Origin of the sequence: Bartonella heixiaziensis, assembly GCF_046245125.2 — a bacterium.
GTDB classification, from domain to species: domain Bacteria; phylum Pseudomonadota; class Alphaproteobacteria; order Rhizobiales; family Rhizobiaceae; genus Bartonella; species Bartonella heixiaziensis.
Window position 1 is genome coordinate 1,427,501 of record NZ_CP176404.1, and the last position, 19,779, is coordinate 1,447,279.

Annotated in this window: 15 protein-coding genes, 1 pseudogene and 1 riboswitch (1 of these 17 running past the window's edge); of the genes and pseudogenes, 7 read left to right on the plus strand and 9 right to left on the minus strand. The window is 39.7% G+C overall.

Annotated elements, in window-relative coordinates; genetic code table 11:
* On the plus strand, positions 1–395 hold the 3' end of the coding sequence (locus ACKC4Y_RS06325; protein ID WP_409360934.1) for an HlyD family secretion protein. It extends 703 nt beyond the left edge of the window; the window shows 395 of its 1,098 coding nt (coding positions 704–1,098); its start codon lies off the left edge, out of view; it ends in the stop codon at positions 393–395.
* Between the two features lie 22 nt (positions 396–417).
* Positions 418–1,989: a DHA2 family efflux MFS transporter permease subunit gene (locus tag ACKC4Y_RS06330; RefSeq protein ID WP_409360935.1), complete on the plus strand. Its 1,572-nt coding sequence runs from the start codon at positions 418–420 to the stop codon at positions 1,987–1,989.
* Between the two features lie 1,153 nt (positions 1,990–3,142).
* Here the strand turns inward: ACKC4Y_RS06330 and ACKC4Y_RS06335 are convergent.
* The 3 genes from ACKC4Y_RS06335 to trhO all read right to left on the minus strand — a co-directional run bounded on the left by ACKC4Y_RS06335 (position 3,143) and on the right by trhO (position 6,954).
* Positions 3,143–3,727, minus strand: coding sequence for a GNAT family N-acetyltransferase (locus ACKC4Y_RS06335; protein WP_409362158.1), 585 nt, complete (start codon positions 3,725–3,727; stop codon positions 3,143–3,145).
* Positions 3,728–3,777: 50 nt separating this feature from the next.
* On the minus strand, positions 3,778–4,911 hold the full coding sequence (locus tag ACKC4Y_RS06340) for a type III PLP-dependent enzyme (RefSeq protein WP_409360936.1): 1,134 nt from the start codon (positions 4,909–4,911) through the stop codon (positions 3,778–3,780).
* 1,125 nt (positions 4,912–6,036) lie between these two features.
* A complete protein-coding gene (gene trhO / locus ACKC4Y_RS06345) occupies positions 6,037–6,954 on the minus strand; it encodes an oxygen-dependent tRNA uridine(34) hydroxylase TrhO (RefSeq protein ID WP_409360937.1) in 918 nt (305 codons plus the stop codon).
* Between the two features lie 114 nt (positions 6,955–7,068).
* Here trhO and eda point away from each other — a divergent pair, with 114 nt between their 5' ends.
* Positions 7,069–7,734 (plus strand): bifunctional 4-hydroxy-2-oxoglutarate aldolase/2-dehydro-3-deoxy-phosphogluconate aldolase, encoded by a 666-nt coding sequence (eda, locus tag ACKC4Y_RS06350; RefSeq protein WP_409360938.1) that lies wholly within the window; start codon positions 7,069–7,071, stop codon positions 7,732–7,734.
* Here eda and ACKC4Y_RS06355 read toward each other — a convergent pair.
* Positions 7,704–7,895, minus strand: a pseudogene (locus ACKC4Y_RS06355) (ferredoxin--NADP reductase); the annotation flags it as partial. The gene eda and the pseudogene ACKC4Y_RS06355 sit on opposite strands and share 31 nt — an antisense overlap.
* A gap of 31 nt (positions 7,896–7,926) precedes the next feature.
* Positions 7,927–8,757 (minus strand): ferredoxin--NADP reductase, encoded by an 831-nt coding sequence (locus ACKC4Y_RS06360; RefSeq protein ID WP_409360939.1) that lies wholly within the window; start codon positions 8,755–8,757, stop codon positions 7,927–7,929.
* 572 nt (positions 8,758–9,329) lie between these two features.
* Here ACKC4Y_RS06360 and alr point away from each other — a divergent pair.
* Entirely contained in the window at positions 9,330–10,448 is a 1,119-nt protein-coding gene (alr, locus tag ACKC4Y_RS06365) for an alanine racemase (protein WP_409360940.1), read from the plus strand.
* A 302-nt stretch (positions 10,449–10,750) separates the two neighbouring features.
* Here alr and gcvP read toward each other — a convergent pair whose 3' ends face one another.
* Genes gcvP through gcvT form a run of 3 tightly spaced genes read right to left on the minus strand, consistent with a single transcriptional unit; the run spans position 10,751 to position 15,044 of the window.
* Positions 10,751–13,546: an aminomethyl-transferring glycine dehydrogenase gene (gene gcvP / locus ACKC4Y_RS06370; protein ID WP_409360941.1), complete on the minus strand. Its 2,796-nt coding sequence runs from the start codon at positions 13,544–13,546 to the stop codon at positions 10,751–10,753.
* 5 nt (positions 13,547–13,551) lie between these two features.
* On the minus strand, positions 13,552–13,920 hold the full coding sequence (gcvH, locus tag ACKC4Y_RS06375; protein ID WP_409360942.1) for a glycine cleavage system protein GcvH: 369 nt from the start codon (positions 13,918–13,920) through the stop codon (positions 13,552–13,554).
* Between the two features lie 5 nt (positions 13,921–13,925).
* On the minus strand, positions 13,926–15,044 hold the full coding sequence (gcvT, locus tag ACKC4Y_RS06380; protein ID WP_409360943.1) for a glycine cleavage system aminomethyltransferase GcvT: 1,119 nt from the start codon (positions 15,042–15,044) through the stop codon (positions 13,926–13,928).
* 137 nt (positions 15,045–15,181) lie between these two features.
* Positions 15,182–15,281: riboswitch (glycine riboswitch) on the minus strand.
* Positions 15,282–15,714: 433 nt separating this feature from the next.
* Between gcvT and ACKC4Y_RS06385 the strand changes: the two genes are divergently transcribed.
* From ACKC4Y_RS06385 to ACKC4Y_RS06395, 3 genes are all read left to right on the plus strand, one after another.
* Complete coding sequence (locus ACKC4Y_RS06385) at positions 15,715–16,377, plus strand: LON peptidase substrate-binding domain-containing protein (protein ID WP_409360944.1); 663 nt, start codon at positions 15,715–15,717, stop codon at positions 16,375–16,377.
* 13 nt (positions 16,378–16,390) lie between these two features.
* Positions 16,391–16,591, plus strand: coding sequence for a Trm112 family protein (locus ACKC4Y_RS06390; RefSeq protein ID WP_409360945.1), 201 nt, complete (start codon positions 16,391–16,393; stop codon positions 16,589–16,591).
* A 1,083-nt stretch (positions 16,592–17,674) separates the two neighbouring features.
* The gene (locus tag ACKC4Y_RS06395; RefSeq protein WP_409360946.1) at positions 17,675–18,706 is read left to right on the plus strand and encodes an aspartate-semialdehyde dehydrogenase; all 1,032 of its coding nucleotides are present in this window, start codon (positions 17,675–17,677) and stop codon (positions 18,704–18,706) included.
* A gap of 115 nt (positions 18,707–18,821) precedes the next feature.
* Here the strand turns inward: ACKC4Y_RS06395 and ACKC4Y_RS06400 are convergent, their stop codons facing one another.
* Complete coding sequence (locus tag ACKC4Y_RS06400; protein WP_409360947.1) at positions 18,822–19,466, minus strand: SH3 domain-containing protein; 645 nt, start codon at positions 19,464–19,466, stop codon at positions 18,822–18,824.
* Between the last annotated feature and the right edge of the window lie 313 nt (positions 19,467–19,779).

Here is a 19,779-nt window from a genome sequence, read left to right on the forward strand (position 1 = left end):
TAGGAAATTTAACAGCAAAAACGGGAGATTTCGTTGTAAATGGCCAACGTCTTGCGGCGTTAGTCCCCATACATGCGCTTTATATTGAAGCAAACTATAAAGAAACACAGTTGCAAAATATTCACGCAGGACAAAAGGCTTATATTGCTATTGATGCCTTCAAAAAGGAGTTTTTTACAGGAAAAGTGCTTTCTATTTCGCCCGCAACAGGCTCTGTTTTTTCTCTTTTGCCTCCACAAAATGCTACTGGTAACTTTACAAAGATTGTCCAGCGCATTCCCGTACGTATTTCTATTCCAGAAGAAGTCTTAAAAACTGGGCATATCCGAGCAGGAATGAGTGTTTCAGTGAAAGTTGATACACGTACAAAGCCACAAGATAAAAGTCTCTTATAACAAAAAAGTAGAAGATCTTACTATGACATCTTCCATACCAGAGCTCGTACAATCTCAAGAACGCATCGGATTGCACAAAATTGTAGTTTTTATTGCTATGTCTTTTGGCATGTTTATGGCAATCTTAGATATCCAAATCGTTTCCTCTTCTTTAGCTGAAATTCAAGCGGGTCTTGCAGCAAGCTCTGAAGAAATTTCATGGGTTCAAACTTCCTATCTCATCGCTGAAGTCATCATGTTGCCGCTTTCTGGATTTTTAGGACGATTGCTTTCAACACGTGTTTTCTTTACCTTATCAGCTATCGGTTTTACGGTTACTTCTATTCTTTGTGCAACGGCAACATCTATTGGAGAGATGATTTTGTATCGCGCACTACAAGGTTTTATTGGTGGTGGAATTATCCCTAGTGTTTTTGTTGCCTCCTATGTCCTTTTTCCTCCTTCCAAACGTCCCATTGTTACCCCTATCGTCGGACTGGTCGCAACATTAGCCCCCACCATTGGTCCAACCGTGGGAGGCTATATTTGTCATCTCTCATCATGGCATTGGCTCTTTCTCATCAATGTCCCCTTCGGGATTATCATCTCAATTCTCGCTTGGAAATTAATTGATTTTGATAAAGCTGATCCCTCTTTAATGAAGAAATTTGATTGGTTAGGCCTCATTTCTATGGCTACTTTCTTGGGAACTTTAGAGTATATTCTAGAAGAAGGAGCACGTCATGATTGGCTGAGTGATAGGCTGATTCGGGATTTTTTCATTATCATGATTCTTGCTGCAGCCTTATTCTTCTGGCGTGCTTTTACAGCAAAAGAACCCATTGTAGATCTCTCTACTTTTTCTAATTTTAATTTTTCAGCTGCATCCATTTTTTCCTTTGCACTGGGAATAGGTCTTTATGGACTCACATACCTTTATCCTGTCTATTTAAGCCAAATCCGCCATTATGATGCTCTCATGATTGGAGAAACATTGTTTCTTTCAGGATTCACCATGTTATTAACTGCTCCGCTTGCTGGATTTCTTTCAGCACGAATGGATGCACGTTTAATGATGGCAATAGGACTTTTGGGTTTTGCAATAGGCACTTGGATGGCGAGCTCTATCACAGATAACTGGGATTTTTGGCAGCTCTTTTGGCCGCAAGTTTTCCGTGGTGCTTCTGTGATGTTGTGTATGGTTCCTGTTAATAATATTGCCTTAGGAACACTTCCACCAGAACGAATGCAAAATGCTTCTGGGCTCTTTAATCTCACACGGAATCTAGGTGGTGCTGTAGGGCTTGCCATTATAAGCACTCTCATGACAAAACGCACAGACTTTCATTATGAACGAATAGCCGAAACGCTTAACCACGCAAACAGACAAGCAACTGAAATGCTTTCAAAGCTTACTTTATTTTTCAAAACAGAAACCTTTGATTCGTATACTCTTGCTCTTTCTCAATTGTTTGGTATGGTACGCATACAAGCAACGATTATGGCTTTTAGTGATATTTTCTTTATCATAACCATTATCTTTGGTATTTTAACATTTATGACCATTTTTCTTAAAAAAATACCACCTCTCATGGATGCACCACCAAGTCACTAAGCTTAAAAAATTGAGAAATATTTTTTATCCTTATCACTTTCCTCTCTTCCTATGCACTTTATCTCTTCTCAAGAGACAGTATAAATAAGCATATGATTCTAAATGATTCTTCTGATGAAAATTCTTTTCAATGCGAGCTCTTTACGCATTTAAAAATAACTTCTCGCATACAAAAATTATCTTAGATGATAATAAACAAAGAGCTTACCTAAAGTGCTCAACACCATAAAGATAAAGCAGCTATTTCTATAAGATTTTTGATTTATCACAGTAGAGCAAAAAACATTAAAACAATATTTGCGCCTGTCATTAAATCTCTAATCTATCTACCCCCTTTTTACGCTGCTATCCTCATAAAAACTATTCTGTAAGATTCTTTGTCCTTCACTCTTTTGATGCTTACAAGAATATGCATAAAAGATTTATGATTCTTGTGATTTTCATTCACGCATCTATTTACCTTATAATGTGTAGGATAACGTTTTTTTGATTCTGAATGCAAAATTTTACATGAGGAGATCATTTTGTATTTGATACTCTCATGCTAACTGCAAAACGATTAACCTTTATAGCAAAAAAGTAATGATCTATTTTTTTCAAAAAAGCTGATTTTGAACATATAATTTTATTTTTTTACATTCTTTTTAAAACTCTGATACTTACAATTTTGATTCTACTGCTGCATATTTTTCTTTCTTAAGCCTCTTCTCTTTCAACAAGTGATAGAGTTGTATAGAATTTCTTAAAATGTCTCTATTGAATCAATAAAAATTATTCGCTTGTACATAAAAAGCAAAGAGATAAAAACTGTTTAAGCAAAAAGTAAAATATTCAACCGTTTCGATGCAAGATCTACCAACGATATTGAAAACTGTATGATGATATCGGCTTTAAAAGAATACAAGACCACTCAAAAATTCGGTTCCTTTAATATTATAAAATAGGACGATATTCCAAAAAAATGAGCTTTAAATATATTCTTACTCACTTAACTAAAATTATCAAAGATAAGAAACCAGCCACATAAAAAAGTCATGTAATAAAATCGCAATACAACTCCCCAAAAACTTTGTACCGCTAAATACTTTGGCACTAGTCAAAACAGTGTGCTCCCATCAATACCAGCCATTGAAAAACAAAATAAACACTATTTTCAAGCCACTTTATGATGCTGAAAACGATTCGAAACTTCTCGTTCTCCACTAGGAACTAAAGTGCCATAACACCCAGAAAGATAATGTGGTATTAGTTCCAACGCTTGAAAGCGATGCTTTTCATAAGGACCAGGCATTGCCAAATTTTCCGTTAAACTATTTGAAAAACCAAAACGTTGATAAAATTCAAAATCCCCTACCAGAAAAATGGCGCCATATCCCAATTTTTTTGCTGTTTCAATTGCGTGTAACACCAAAACTGATCCTATCCCCATACCAGAATAGTTATCAGAAACAGCCAGAGGTCCTAAAAGCAAAGCATGCTGCATCTCACTTTGTCTTTTATGAAACTGAACATGCCAAAGACGCACACTCCCCACAAGCTCTCCAAGCGCATTTTTTACAACAAAGGAAAGCCCACACGCAGCCAATCGTCCACGACGTAAGGACTCTGATGATTTACGTTTACGTCCTTTTCCCATAGTCAAATCAAGCAAACGCTCCCGATAAGGTATATCGGATTCCTGCTCAGATGCGAGCATAAAATGCGAACCATCTTTTGTCTGAAAATTCATAATATTCATCATATTCATCTTTGTTACACGCCCCACTACACCTTATATTATCATAAAACTCAGATCACATAAGATCGTAAAGGCTCAAAACCATTAAATGCAACAGATGCGTAAGTCGCCGTATAAGCACCAGTTCCATGAATTAATACCTCATCTCCTACTGTGAGAGATAAAGGTAACAGGTAAGGTGTTTTTTCATAGAGAACATCCGCCGAATCGCATGTTGGACCAGCCAAAATACATGGCTCCATTACCTCATCATCATGAGGTGTTTCAATAGGATAACGAATAGCTTCATCCATAGTCTCAGTAAGACCATTAAATTTCCCGACATCAAGATAAACCCACCGGACATTATCATTGTCTGCTTTTTTGGAAATGAGCACAACTTCCGTACGAATAACACCAGCATTACCAACCATCCCACGCCCTGGTTCAATGATTGTTTCAGGAATGCGATTGCCAAAATATTTTTTCAATGAATCAAAAACAGCCGTGCCATAAGCTTGTGCCGTAGGAACATCTTTCAAATAACGTGTTGGAAACCCCCCTCCCATATTCACCAATTTTAACGAAATTCCTTCTTGCTCCAAATGCCTAAAAACTGTAGCTGCGTCTGATAAAGCACGATCCCATGCATTGAGATCTGTCTGCTGCGACCCTACGTGAAAAGAAACGCCATACGCTTGTAAGCCTAATTGATGCGCATGGCGCAATACATCAACCGCCATTGCAGGAACACAACCAAACTTACGTGACAAGGGCCACTCTGCTCCCTTTCCATCAGTCAGAACACGGCAAAAAATGCGAGCCCCTGGAGCGGCGCGCGCAATTTTTTCTACTTCTTCAATACAATCAACCGCATAAAGCGAAATACCCAATGCATATGCACGCGCAATATCACGCTCTTTTTTAATAGTATTTCCAAAAGAAATACGATCACACGTCGCACCCGCTTTTAGAGCCATTTCAATTTCTGCGACAGACGCCGCATCAAAAGAAGATCCTAAAGAAGCGAGCAAACTTAAAATTTCAGGTGCTGGATTCGCCTTTATTGCATAAAAAATACGAGATTGCGGAAGAGCTTTTTCAAAATTTAAATAATTTTCACGAACAACATCAAGGTCAACAATTAAGCATGGACCTTCAGAGCGATGTGTTGCAAGAAAATCACGAATACGTTGCGTTGCCATCTATCAATTCTCCTAGGAGAGAAAACTCCCCCACTCTATGCTTAGACAGCATAGAGCCACCAATAATCAAAGGACGAAATACACACAACCGCTCCTTGCACCCTGATTCTTTAACCAAGAAGAAAGCAGCATCGTATGCAGCGAAAAACAGCGCGAAAACGCGTTGCTCTAATTTTTCTGCCTTTTTGATTGGAGTTGAAAAACCACTTCCGCACTGAAGGCAATGAGGTGTGCCTCTATAGTTATCCCAGCATTTGGGCTGGAAGACACCAGAAAGGCCCGCACCGTCGTTGCTTCAAGATGTCCTCATTCTTTCGATTGGTCGTAAGAATGACTGGAGCGGTTAGTTCCAGGTACCGTACCGGTTAATCTCACCATTTGAGAACCAGCGGACACCCACAGGCACGTGCGACTTTGGGCAAGGCTTCATATAGAACTAACTCTTATTCATTTCAATCATTTTTTTTGTTTTAAAAATTTTTTAATTTTTAAAGACAAATTAATTGCAAAAAAACAACACTTCCATCCAACTAGCCACATTATCCCTTTTAATGGAATCGCAATCTTCACAAAAAAACACCATTTTACAGCAAAAACCCTAAACCAAAAAATTCTAAGCCATTGTGCTGCTCATTCTACAATCTTCTTGAAAAGGAACCTCTTTGCAGAAGCTTTCTCATTTCATCTCTCAACATCACTTCATGAAAAGTGTAACGAAAAGTCCACTGAGAATTCCCACCATCCCTACATTCAAGAATGTCATAAGCCAGCACCATCATTATATTACCCACTAGTGTTGCTCATTTGCTTTAAACAGCTCATTAATCACATGTTTCATCTATTCATAACACTGCTTTTCAAGTTATACGCCCTGCTATCAAGCTATCAGTAAACCAAATTTACTGATTTGAGAATTAAGAGTGTTTGAAATAACCTAATACGACAATATCAAAAATACCTGATCACAATAGCCAATTCTTATTTATATTTATAAATCAATTGGTTGTTTTATAAAAAAACCAAGAAAAATCCCGCCTCATAAAATACTTTTCTGCGAACACCAAAACCCTCCCTCTCTTAAACAAGAGAAAAAGCAGAAGCCTTAAGCCCGAAAGTATGATATCTTTATGACTCTTGATGAGACTGAACCGCACGCAATTTTGTTAATTGAAACTGCCTATGACGTTCGCGAAAACGCTGCCTATCAGCTTCACTTCGCGTACTATAACAAGCATCACATGAGACGCCTTCTTCATAATGAGGCGATAATTTGCTTTCAGCATTGATAGGAGAACGACATGCGCGACATAATTCACGTCCGCATTCTTCAAGACCATGCCCAACAGAAACACGCTCATCAAAAACAAAGCATTCGCCCCACCACAAACTCTTCTCTTTTGGGATTGTTTCCAAATATTTGAGGATGCCACCTTTTAAATGATAAACCTGATCATATCCAAGCCCACGTACATAAGCTGTTGACTTCTCACACCGAATGCCACCAGTGCAAAACATAGCAACCTTCTTTTTCTTTTTTAAATCAGCTTCATTCTTGAGCACCCATTCCGGAAATTCCCGAAATGTTTTAATACGCGGATCAATCGCTCCTTGAAAGCTCCCAAGCGCATATTCATAATCGTTACGCGTATCAATTAAAATTGTCTCTTCATCTTGAATAAGGGCATTCCAATCTTCAGGATCGACATAAGTGCCAACAGCTTTTAACGGATCAACACCTTCAACCCCCATTGTTACAATCTCTTTTTTCAACCGCACTTTCAAGCGATGAAAAGGCATTTTTGATGCCCAAGAATATTTAATCTCTGGTGTTTGAAACGCTGGTTCATTTGTAATAAAACCGATCAGCACCTCAATTGCTGAGCAAGAACCTGCAACAGTTCCATTAATACCCTCTTGTGCTAAAAGAAGAGTACCTTTGATGCCCTGTGCCTGACATAAGTCACGCAAAGGTTTCTGTAATCGATGATAATGCTTCAAATCTGCAAAGCAATAAAGAGCAACAACTTTAAAATTCTTTTCCATAATATTGCCATAACGCGCGTTTCATTCAATTTCAAGATCTATTCATCTACTCTTTAACATATTGTGCTTAATCAAACTATACTGACCATCCCATCTCCATAGAGAAAGAATACCATGTGCCAAAAAATAGATCACCTTTTATCACTGCTCCAAGAACAAACCGTCATACCTGTTTTGCGCATTGACGATCTGCAAAATGCTGTGCCTTTAGCACGCGCTCTTGTCAAAGGCGGATTGAAAACAATTGAGGTTACATTGCGAACAAAAAATGCGCTCGATGCAATTAAAATAATTACACAAGAACTGCCTGAATTAACTGTCGGAGCAGGAACAATTCTCAACAGTGCACATTATGAACAAGCTGAACGCGCAGGAGCAAAATTTATCGTAAGCCCTGGCCTCTCAAACGAATTGATCGATTGTGCAAAAAACAGCGAAGTTCCCCTTCTCCCCGGTGTTGTTACACCAAGTGAATGTATAAAAGCATTGGAAAAAGGCTATTCATATCTTAAATTTTTTCCCGCTGAAGCAGCTGGTGGCATCGCCTTTGTGCAAGCTTTAGCATCCCCTTTTCCTGAAATTAAGTTCTGCCCTACAGGAGGCATTTCGAAAAACAATGCTGTACAATGGCTTCGACTTTCCAACGTATTTTGCGTGGGGGGTTCTTGGATAGCTCCCAAACAACTTATCGTAGCAAACAACTGGGATGCAATCAGCACATTAGCACACACCACATCACAACTGCTCCCTCATCCGATAAAAGCACGCTCTACGACATAAGGTACGGGCGCATTATTTGCACCCTCAACAAGCCCAAAAACTTCACACATCCTTGCACAATCCTTATATACTGCCCCTTAGCGCACCATAGAACCACAAATCATCACACGCTCTTCGTTAAGATTGATATTCGGTAAACCTGTCGTTTCAAAAAAGTACCACTCTTCGAAAAGCGGCAGCACGACTATTCTCTCACCCTACAAAAGCGCGCTCTACAACATAAGTAGCAGGAGCATTATTGGCACCTTCAACAAGACCAAAGACTTCACACATCCTTGCACAATCCTTCAGCATTGCCATAGAACCACAAATCATCACGCGGTCTTCATCAGAAGAAATTTTTGGTAAACCTGTCGTTTCAAAAAAAGCACCACTCTCCATAACAGTCGTAATACGCCCCATATGTTCTGAATATTCACGCGTAGTCATAGGATAAAATTGCAACTGTTGCGCATATTCACCAATAAGCGGATCATCTTTTAAAGATGCAACAAGATCTTTTGCATAAGTAAGCTCATCTCGCTCGCGTGTTGTTTGAATAAGCACCACTTGAGAAAATTTTTCATACGTTTCAGGATCACGGACAAGACTTGCAAAGGGAGCAACACCTGTCCCCGTTGAAAGAAGATAAAGACGCTTCCCAGGAACGAGAGCATCAAGAACCAATGTCCCCGTAGACTTTTTCCGCATCAAAACCGTATCACCAATTTTGATTTTTTGGAGATGTTCGGTTAGTGGCCCCCCTGGAACTTTGATTGAAAAAAACTCAAGCTGTTCATCCCAAAATGGGCTTGCAATCGAATACGCACGATAAATTGGTTTTTCTGCATTTGGCAAACCAATCATAACAAATTCACCTGAACGAAAACGAAAATTTTCCGGACGATTCAGACGAAATTTAAACAAACGGTCTGTATAATGATAAACGTCTTGAACAGTGAGCGCGAACACATTTTCAGGTATCGGAAAGTTTGATGAACCGCCGTTGATGTTTGACTGAAAATTACGAACAAACGTATTCATAAACTCTTCCTCATCTTTTTATTGAACATTAAATATCATATTTTGAAAATGATATAACGCCCATACACCTGTCTGCCAATATTTCTCTTAAAACATAAATCACGCAATTAACATTTTTTGTTTCAACACTAACAAAATAAGCATGAAAGCAGTTAAGAATGAAACACACGCCATAACATCCTCACTTGCAACTCATAATCAATAATGCGCATTATCCTCATCACATAAAATTCTCAACTTCAAAGCGCCTACAAATGATATCCTCGAAAAAATGAAAAAAATCATGATGAGCACTAAATCGAGCTTTCTCAACAACTTCTTTAAGAGTGAGGAACCTTTATCAATATACACCTAACCACAAACCACCAGAACACAACTCTACATATTGTATCAAGAAGAAAGCATTTTATATAAAAAGATTGCTTTCACGGCACATGCTCCAATAGGAACTACTCACGATTTTAACAATAGCAAAGAGAATAGTATGCACACCCTTTCCATAGATCATAAAAACCTATATGAAATAATCAAAGGAAACTTTTTGTCTCATTGACTCGAGATAGGATTTTTAAATGAGCAAATCCGTTAATGATGAAGCAAACGCATTATTTCCTTCTACAGCTGTAGCAACCATTAATGTGAGTGCTATTGTTGCAAATTATACAACTTTAGCCAAACGCGTTGCTCCAATTGAATGTTCCGCAGTTGTAAAAGCAAATGCCTATGGGTTGGGTGTTAACAAAATTGCTCCTGCGCTTTATCAAGCTGGTTGCCGCACTTTTTTTGTGGCCAAAATCGAAGAAGCATTGCACTTAAAAACCATTTTACCAACAAATATCATGATTATTGTTCTTAATGGGCCTCCCCATAATACAGAAGAACTGATAGCTGAAGCAGGAATTATCCCCGTTCTTAATTCTTGGAATGCACTCGAAGACTGGCAAAAACTCTGTCAAAAAAAAGATAAAAGATTTCCCGCAATTGTTCAAATTGATACCAATATGAACCGTTTAGGACTTGATAAAAAAGAAGTCCAAAAACTCATCAAACAACCCACAATTTTTGAGGCAGCAGAAATAAAATATATTCTCAGTCACCTCGCGAATGGAGAGGATAAAACACATTCATCCAATTATACACAATTGGCTACTTTAAAAACCATCCTTGCGCAATTGCCTACTTGCAAAGTTTCCTTTGCTAATTCTGGAGGTATTTTTCTTGGGAACGATTTTTATTTTGACCTCGTTCGTCCAGGCATTGCACTTTACGGAATCGATCCGCGGGGGAAACACCAAACAACCCTTAAACCTGTTTTAAAACTTGAAGCCCAAGTCATTCAAAGCCGCTTTATTGAAGCAGGATTCCCCGTTGGTTATGGAGGAACCTTTACTACTCGTAGACCAAGCACGCTTATAACTATTTCTATCGGCTATGCTGATGGCTTGCCACGCATTCTTTCAAATAAAGGTGCGGTTTATTTCAATGGAAAAAAACTCCCTATCGTTGGACGTATTTCTATGGATTCCACTGTCGTAGACGCTACCGATCTTGATAAAAAACCGCAACGAGGTGATTGGGTAGAATTCATTGGGCCCCACCAAACACTTGAAAAGGTGTCCATAGATGCCAACACCATCCCTAACGAAATTCTGACTTCTCTAGGTTCCCGCTATAAACGCATTTACATTTAGAACTCTTTAAAGAAAGTGATTAAAATCTTCACTTTAGAAAAGATGTTATGCACCCTTCTATACAAGACCTCACAACGAACAAATATACGCCTACCATACCCCACGCCCCAACATTCTATTCACCAAAGACCCTGCTTAAAAACAATGGCATGAGAAACATAAAAAGAGTGCAAATATTATCCTTTTGTTTTAAGGCATAGCTAATATCATCAAGACAACCTCGTAAAAAACGAATATCAACTAATAATAATAAAAGCCCGCATAGGAATGTACGGGCTTTTTCCGTTATATGATAAATAAATTTAATACGTATTTCCCAATGGCGGACAAGAACAAATGAGCATTTTATCTCCCGCAACATTATCAATACGGGAAACAGGAGGCCAATATTTATTCGCTGGATCAAGAGAAGAATTTGGAAAAGCAGCTTCTTGTCGCGAATAAGGTCGTGCCCAAGCATCATCTACCGTATCGACCAATGTATGCGGTGCATTAACCAATGGATTATCATCTTTTGGCCAAACACCCTCACCAACTTTTTTAGCTTCTTCAGCAATCAAGAGCAAAGCATCACAGAAACGATCAATCTCAGCTTTTGGCTCTGATTCTGTTGGCTCAATCATCAAAGTCCCAGGAACAGGAAAGGACATCGTCGGCGCATGAAAACCGTAATCGATCAAACGTTTTGCAATATCATCAACACTCACGCCATATTGCTCTTTCAGCACGCGAGTATCGACAATACATTCATGTGCAACACGCCCATGCTTGCCTCGATAAAGAATAGAATAAACCTTTGAAAGACGCGCAGCAATATAATTAGCATTCAAAATTGCTGTTTGTGTTGCATATTTTAAACCATCAGCTCCCATCATCCGAATATACATCCACGTAATAACAAGAATAGAGGCACTTCCATAAGGTGCAGCTGAAACCGCATATGTTGTCCCCTCTTGTTCATGACCTGGTAAAAATGGCTTTAAATGCTCTGCCACCCCAATCGGACCAACACCAGGACCACCACCACCATGGGGAATGGCAAATGTTTTATGAAGGTTCATATGACAAACATCCGCCCCAATATCGGCCGGACGGGCAAGCCCAACAAGTGCATTCAGATTAGCACCATCAAAATAAACTTGTCCGCCATTTTCATGGATAATAGAGCAAATGTCCTTGATGCTTTCCTCATAAACACCATGAGTTGAAGGATAGGTAATCATGAGAGCGGCTAACTTGTCTTTATGCAATTGCGCTTTCATTTTGAGATCATCAATATCAACATCGCCATCGCCCAAGCATTTCACCACAACAACTTCCATACCTGCCATATGAGCTGAAGCTGGATTGGTACCATGTGCCGATGCGGGAATAAGACAAACTGTGCGTTGATGTTGCCCACGTGATTGATGATATCGACGGATCGCCAAAAGCCCCGCATATTCTCCTTGAGCACCGGAGTTTGGCTGGAAAGAAACTTGCGCAAATCCTGTAATTTCACACAACCACGCATTTAACTGATTGATCATTTCTTGATAACCTACAGCATCCTCTTTCGGAAAAAAGGGGTGTATATTAGCTACCGTAGACCAACTCACAGGCATCAACTCAGCTGCCGCATTCAGTTTCATCGTACAAGAACCAAGCGGAATCATTGCCCGATCTAATGCCAAATCCTTATCTGACAAACGACGCAAAAAGCGCATCATGTCTGTCTCTGAGTGAACCGCATGAAAAAAGGGCTGTGAAAGGAAAGCAGCAACACGCCCTTTACCCAAAAGCCGTGAAGAAACTTGATCAACCAATTGTGCACCAAAAAGCTGTGCCAAAGCACCAGCATCTTCTTCTGTTGACAATTCATCAAAATTGATCGCAATCGTGTCATCATCAAGAATACGAACAAGACGTCCACCCATTTTCGCTTGGTTAGCAATTTCTTTGGCTCTTCCCTTAATAGAAATACTCACACAATCAAAGAAATTTTCCCCTTCAACATGAACCCCCGCTGCTTCTAAACCAGCAACAAAACGACATGTTAAATGATGAATCCGCTGCGCAATCGCCTGTAAACCTTGCGGCCCATGCCAAACAGCATAAGCCGTTGCCATATTTGCTAACAAAGCCTGTGCTGTGCAAATATTCGATGTCGCTTTATCGCGCCGAATATGTTGTTCACGCGTTTGTAAAGCTAAGCGAAAACCAACGCGCCCTTTCGTATCAACGGATTGACCAACAATACGCCCTGGAATGAGACGCGTTAAAGCCTCGCTTACCGCAAGATAACCAGCATGAGGACCACCAAACCCCATTGGGACCCCATAACGCTGCATAGAGCCAACAACAATATCAGCCCCCCATTGCGCTGGTGGTTCCATAAGAGTAAGTGCCAAAGGATCTGCAACAACAATCACAAGCGCTCCTTTTGCTTTTGCCTCTTGAATGACTTCACTATAGTCATTAAAAGAGCCTTTTGTATCTGGCCAAGATAAAACAATCGCAGCTGTATCAGAAGAAATTTCGCCATTTTGGCTAATCTGAATCCCTTGTGTTTCAGCACGCGTTTTCGCAACACTCAAGGTTTGAGGATGCAAAAAACTCTGAACAGAAATCTTTGTCTTTTTCTCACGAGCAAAGCGTACAGCCACCGCATTTGCTTCCGCTAAAGCTGTTGCTTCATCAAGAAGTGAAGCAGCCGCAACCGGCAAACCGGTGAGTTCACTCACCAATGTCTGAAAATAAAACAAAAGTTCTAAACGACCTTGGCTAATTTCTGCTTGATAGGGTGTATAAGCAGTATACCAAGCAGGATTTTCAAAAAGATTGCGCAAAATAACGGGAGGCACATCTGTTCCATGATATCCCTGCCCAATAAAACTTTTGTGCACATGATTACGCCCCATCATCTTGGAGAGTTCTTCCAAGGCTTGCCCTTCGCTGACGGCCTTTGGGAGATTAAGTGAACGCCCCAAATGAATAGAGTGCGGAACAGCTTGAGAAACGAGTGTATCAAGGGAATCAAGCTCTAAAACATCAAGCATTTTTTGTGTTTCATCAGGACGAAGCCCAATATGGCGAGAAAAAAAATGACGCTCTAACATAGCACTCATCCAATCAGTGCGTTATAAGCAGTTTCATCCAACAACCCTTCAAGTTGCGTTGCATCCTGCAATGTCATTTTCCAGAGCCAACCTTCTTTTTCGGCTTTCTGGTTTACCAGTTCAGGACTATTTGCCAAAGCTTCGTTAACTTCAACCACTTCACCATCAAGAGGTGCATAAACATCTGAGGCCGCCTTCACCGATTCCACAACAGCAGCAGCATCTCCTTTAGAAAGCTGTGTTCCACTTTGCGGCAAATCAACAAAAACCAAATCACCTAACTGCTCTTGAGCATAATTTGTAATCCCAACAGTAACCACTTCTCCTTCAACACTGAGCCATTCATGATCTTGTGTAAAATAAGTTTTAGACATAAAAATTATCCTTTAAAATAACGTTGTTCAACAAAAGGAAGTGAATGGACAGACAATGCAATCTTTTTGCCACGCAACTCCGTAAAAACTTCCGTTCCTTCCATTTTCCAACCAACAGGAACATATCCCATCGCTACAGGACCACCAAAAGAAGGACCAAAACCACCTGATGTTACCACCCCAATCTGATGACCTTTATCATCGAGAAGCACCGCCCCTGCACGAATGGGTTGGCGTGTTTGTGGTTTTAAACCGACACGACAACGAGAAGGCCCTTTCTGAACAGCTTCAAGAAAAGCCTCCGCCCCATAAAACTGCGCTTTTTCTCGAACACTTTTGGGAACAGCCCATGTCAATGCTGCTTCAATGGGCGTAGTATCAGGCGTAATATCATTGCCATGCAAGCACAACCCAGCTTCCAATCGAAGACTATCGCGCGCGGCAAGACCAACCCACTCCACACGAGGATCACTCAACAATTTTTCAGCCAACGCATGCGCGTGTCCTATGGGAAGAGCAATTTCAAAACCATCTTCTCCCGTATAACCAGAACGCGTTATAAACCAATCTTGTTGTGGCTCAAATCCTTGCATAAACAACAGTTCATTACCAGGCAACCCAGCATCAGCAATAACAGCTGCCGCTTCTGGTCCTTGGAGAGCAAGTAATACTCTTTCAAGAGCAATGACTTGACATTCAAAACTAACAGCGCGCCTCTCAAGTTCAGCAAGATCAGCTTGTGCATTGCCAGCATTCGCAACCAGCATAAAACGGCATTCTGCCAAACGGGTAACAATAAGGTCATCAAGAATGCCTGCCTGCTCATTAAGCAAATAATTATAGCGTGATTGACCAATCTTTAACAATGCTGCATCAATAGGGAGAGCATAGGATAAAAATTCAATGGCCTGTGGTCCTTCAACAGCAATCAATTTCATATGAGAAATATCAAAAAGGCCGGCGTGAGCACGCGTATGAAGATGCTCTTTCATCACCCCAAGTGGATAGGTCAAAGGCATTTGCCAACCGGCAAAAGCGCCAAATTTCGCTCCAGCTTTTTCATGTAATTCATGTAAGGGAAGTATTTTTAAAGAAGATGTCTCGAATTCTTGTTGTGTGCCCATAATATCTCCAAAGTCGCGCTAAAAACCACACGATGTGGCCACCTATGCACCCCTCTGTCACAAACCTGAGAGACTCGCGAAAAGAGCTTTCGCTTACACCTTCGGCGCGGATCATTCCGACTTTCCAGATCTGCCTTTCTCCTTTTACGGTCCTTAGAGCCTGAGAGATTATGGGCTTTTTTCCCCTTCGGCGGCAGGTGCGAAAGTTTGCAATCTGCACTCTCCCGCAAAAGAATGAAAGAAGCAATAACGCTCTTTCCGACATACATCGTCTATAGACTATCTTTTTCACACTGTCATCAGCAAAATGACTGGAATGCCCTAATTTTAGACTTGCATAGGATGTTTTCAAAGGCTTATAATAGCAACATTTGAGCATTATAAGATACAGGAAGAAGCTCGATAAATAAAGGGAAAAGGGAGATTGCGAAAATCCACAAACAAAAATACCACTGGAGAACACGAGCTAAAAGGATCAAAAAACAATATCCTATTCTGCACACTCCAATCATAACTACTAGCTTTGATATTTTATAACAAAAATATTCAAGGATATCGAGAGATCTAATCTTAATACACACTGAGATAGTCTTTTTTACCGCTAAAAAGTTTTATAAATTGGTCGCTATTTACGCATAAAATCTCATCGGACAAAGGTTTCAAAATACTTATGAAAGCTGGCAATATTCATTATAATTGCGAAAATGATCTACCAAAACAAATTGCTCTTTTCCCCTTAGAAGGAGCACTTTTACTGCCAGGTGGGTTTTTATCGCTTAATATTTTTGAACCAGAAACTCTAGAAATGGTTGAAGACGTTATGGTATCCAATCGTTTGTTAGGTATCATTCAACCGCTTGCATCAGGTACAGAGGGCTTGTGTGCACAACTTTACAAAACAGGCTGTATAGGACGCATCACGAACTACAATGAAACAGGAAATGGACAACTTTTCATTATATTGCAGGGAGTTTGCCGCTTCACAGTAGAACAAGAGCTCGTGAATACAAAACCTTATCGGATTGCTGTCATCCAAGCAAACACAAAAGATCTACAAGAAGCAGACATTTCAGAGAGCATCAATCGAACAAGCCTCTTAAACATTGTTGAGCAATATCTTACCATACATGAAATAGAATACAATTGGAGCAATATCATACAAACGCCTACCTCTATATTGGTAAATGCTTTTTCAGCCCTTATCCCCTTTACACCAACAGAAAAACAAGCTCTGCTTGAAGCTCCAGATGTTGGAAGCCGCGCCCAAACTCTTCTTGCTTTAACGGAACGCACGCTTATGAAGCAAACAGGGATGCATCACCAGTTAAACTAATGAATGTTAAAACATGAAAAAAATAATCACCGATCCTAAAATGCTTGAATTGCTTGTCTGCCCAATCACGAAAGAAACCCTTTCTCTGAACCGAAAAACACAAGAATTAGTTTCACTCAGAGCAAAACTTGCCTATCCTATTCGCGATGGCATTCCCATTATGCTTGCCTCTGAAGCCCGTCCTTTAAAAGACGATGAAAAAGCAGGACAATAAAAAAATAAGCAATATTTACGCAATTTTTTCAATATGATCCTCTTTCGAAAATATATGGTTTGTAACAAATCAGCACCATCATTCTCTTTACCACGGTTCATAAGAGACATATTGCCTCCTTATCTCAAACGTTTTTTATTCATACATCACTCCATTTTGTAAGAAGCAAATAAAAGGTTTTTTTACTTCTGAATGCGAGGATACGAACCCATTACCTCATCAGAAGATGAAGATAAAACTCTCATAAGATCCCATCAACATAGGGAAATGCATTGTAATGGTTGCGCTTCAATTGGAGAAAGACCAACAACATTTGAGAAAGAGCAACAAACAAACTTTTTCTAATTCTAATTGACTATTTAAGGAAATCGCCGATATCCTCAATGTTCCACTTTTCTTCTTTCATGCTGATATCTCAACAAAAAAAGATGGCACATACCATCATTATGAAGAAACAGCGAGCAAAATCGAATTTCTGCTTTTGAAAGGTTTCAGAGTGCTGAAGCCAGAAAAAAAACGTCAATCTTGCAATTGATTTATGAATAGTGTGAAAATACCACATGATTTTCATCATTTCAGTAAGCGTTTCTCAAATGAACTCCTTTAGTAACCTTTAATGAAAAGAATTTGTTTAAGTAAGAATAAGAACCACAAAACAAAAAGCAGAAACAGCACTTTAAAAAGCATATCAGCGTCCTTCATAGGAACGAACCGTATAGCATAAACATTTAATGAAATATAAAAACTTCACCAACGGAAAGCAATGCGTGATGCAATCATTTTAAAACGCAAACATCTCAAGGGAAACAATTGACAGAAGATAAGCACTTCACTAGATTGGGGGACTGTCAAGGAGATGTTCATACAGCTTGGCATAAAATATTCAAGCTTTCTTAGCACTTAATGACCAAGAGGATGGTACATTCAAAAATGAACCGACTCGTACTATCTGTAGATCAAAATGAGTGTACACGGAAATGAGACCTCTGAAACCAACAATATGATTAATATTCCTGGACAACTCGCCCTCCTAATAAGGGTCGCCTAGGGAAGAAAAATAGAGAAGGACAGGAGTATAGAAAAATGAGTTTTAAAGTTGCAATTGTCGGCGCGACCGGAAATGTTGGTCGTGAGATGCTCACAATTCTAGAAGAACGTGGTTTTCCGACTCATGAAATCGTTCCTTTGGCATCACGGCGCTCATTAGGGCAAACCGTTTCTTATGGTGACAAAACTTTAAAAGTAAAGGCACTTGATACATACGATTTTTCCGACACAGACCTATGCCTCATGTCTGCAGGCGGAAGCATTTCCAAAGAATACGCCCCTAAAATCGGTGCTACCGGCTGTGTAGTAATCGACAACTCATCCACATGGCGCTATGATACCAATGTCCCGTTAATTGTTCCTGAAGTGAATGCGCAAGCCATTGGTGGATTTTCTAAACGCAATATTATTGCTAACCCCAATTGTTCAACAATTCAACTTGTCTTAGCTTTAAAGCCTCTCCATGATGCAGCAATCATTAAACGCGTTGTTGTCTCCACTTATCAATCGGTTTCTGGAGCTGGTAAAGAAGGAATGGATGAACTCTTTGAACAGTCAAGAGCGGTTTTTGTTGCCGATCCCATCACATCGAAAAAGTTTACCAAACGCATTGCTTTTAATGTCATTCCCCATATCGATGTTTTTATGGAAGATGGCTACACAAAAGAAGAATGGAAAATGACGGTTGAGACAAAGAAAATTCTTGACCCTAAGATCAAATTAACAGCCACTGCTGTTCGGGTTCCTGTCTTTATCGGCCATGCTGAAGCTGTTCATGTTGAATTTGAAAAACCACTAAGTGCTCATGAAGCACAGACCATTCTGCGTGATGCACCTGGATGCCAGCTTATTGATAAACATGAAGATGGCGGCTATATAACGCCCTATGAATGCACTGGAGAAGATGACACCTTTATTAGCCGTATTCGCGAAGATATCACCGTTGAAAATGGTCTAGCATTCTGGGTTGTTGCCGACAATTTAAGAAAAGGTGCAGCATTGAATGCAATTCAAATTGCTGAATTGCTCATTTCTCGTAATTTGATAAAACCTAAGTCAGCAGCCTAAACAAAAAGGGCAGCATGAAGCAAAAATGCCTCATGCTGCTGTACTTTTTCCTGTCATCTCAATAACAATATTTTCTTCATAATAGCCCCGTGAAAATGGGTGTATGCTCATTTCGTTATGGAGCAGGATAGGTCACAATGCGGTAGCGGGTTTCATTGCGTTCAAAATTTCTAAAATTGACATCATTCGGGAAAAAAGGATTATAAGCGGTCACGTGTTTTACAGAGACATCATGCGCTTTCTCTGATGGATTAAAAATTGTTCTTTCATCTCTTTTCTTTACACCTGTCGCATCAATAATCACATCTGTTCTGTATAGCTTTTGCACATTTTTTCGTGTTTTTTGCGGTACAGTAATCGTTTTGAAACCTGAGACGGTACGCTTCATTTTTTCCTTTGGTGCTTTTATCAGAGAGTTTGGCTTCACATACATATGCGTAAAGGCAATCGTAGGTACGTTGTTGAAATTTAAATAATGTGCAGACGCCCAGCCAGCTTTTCTATTATAGTAAAGTGAGCACCAAGCCTTATTAGAGAGACAGCCATTAATGTGCACTTTTGCTCCAGTTGGAATTGTTGCGATAGCTTTATAAGTTATAGCTGGACCAGTACGTAAAATCACCTGACCTGTTGCTACACGAGCAACTGTTCCAGCAGTTGCACTAAGAACAAACATTTCAAGCCCACATCCACCACAAAACAATAAAACTCCAAAAAACAATGAAACCATTGTAGTTGATAAAAAATTCTTCTTTAACATTCTCTCTTATTCCTCTCCTATAGTGTAAAAAAAACCAATATTTTCCTTTGCAAAAATTTGCAGCGTTTCCATAAGCTGTTGATCAATTCTTTATCGCTTCAAACACCCAGCATATTTAGAAAAAAGCTCTCTTAGCTTTGTTCTCTACCGCCTTATACACACGGTCCATTTCCCTGATTGCAATATCCATCCGTTAGGTTCACTCCTTGCAAGACGTAATTTGATCGCCTGCTTACAAAACCAATCGTCACTTAAGAAGTTTTGAAAGAGCCATTGGTTCCTCAAAAAATTATTATAAAAGAAGAATCCATAC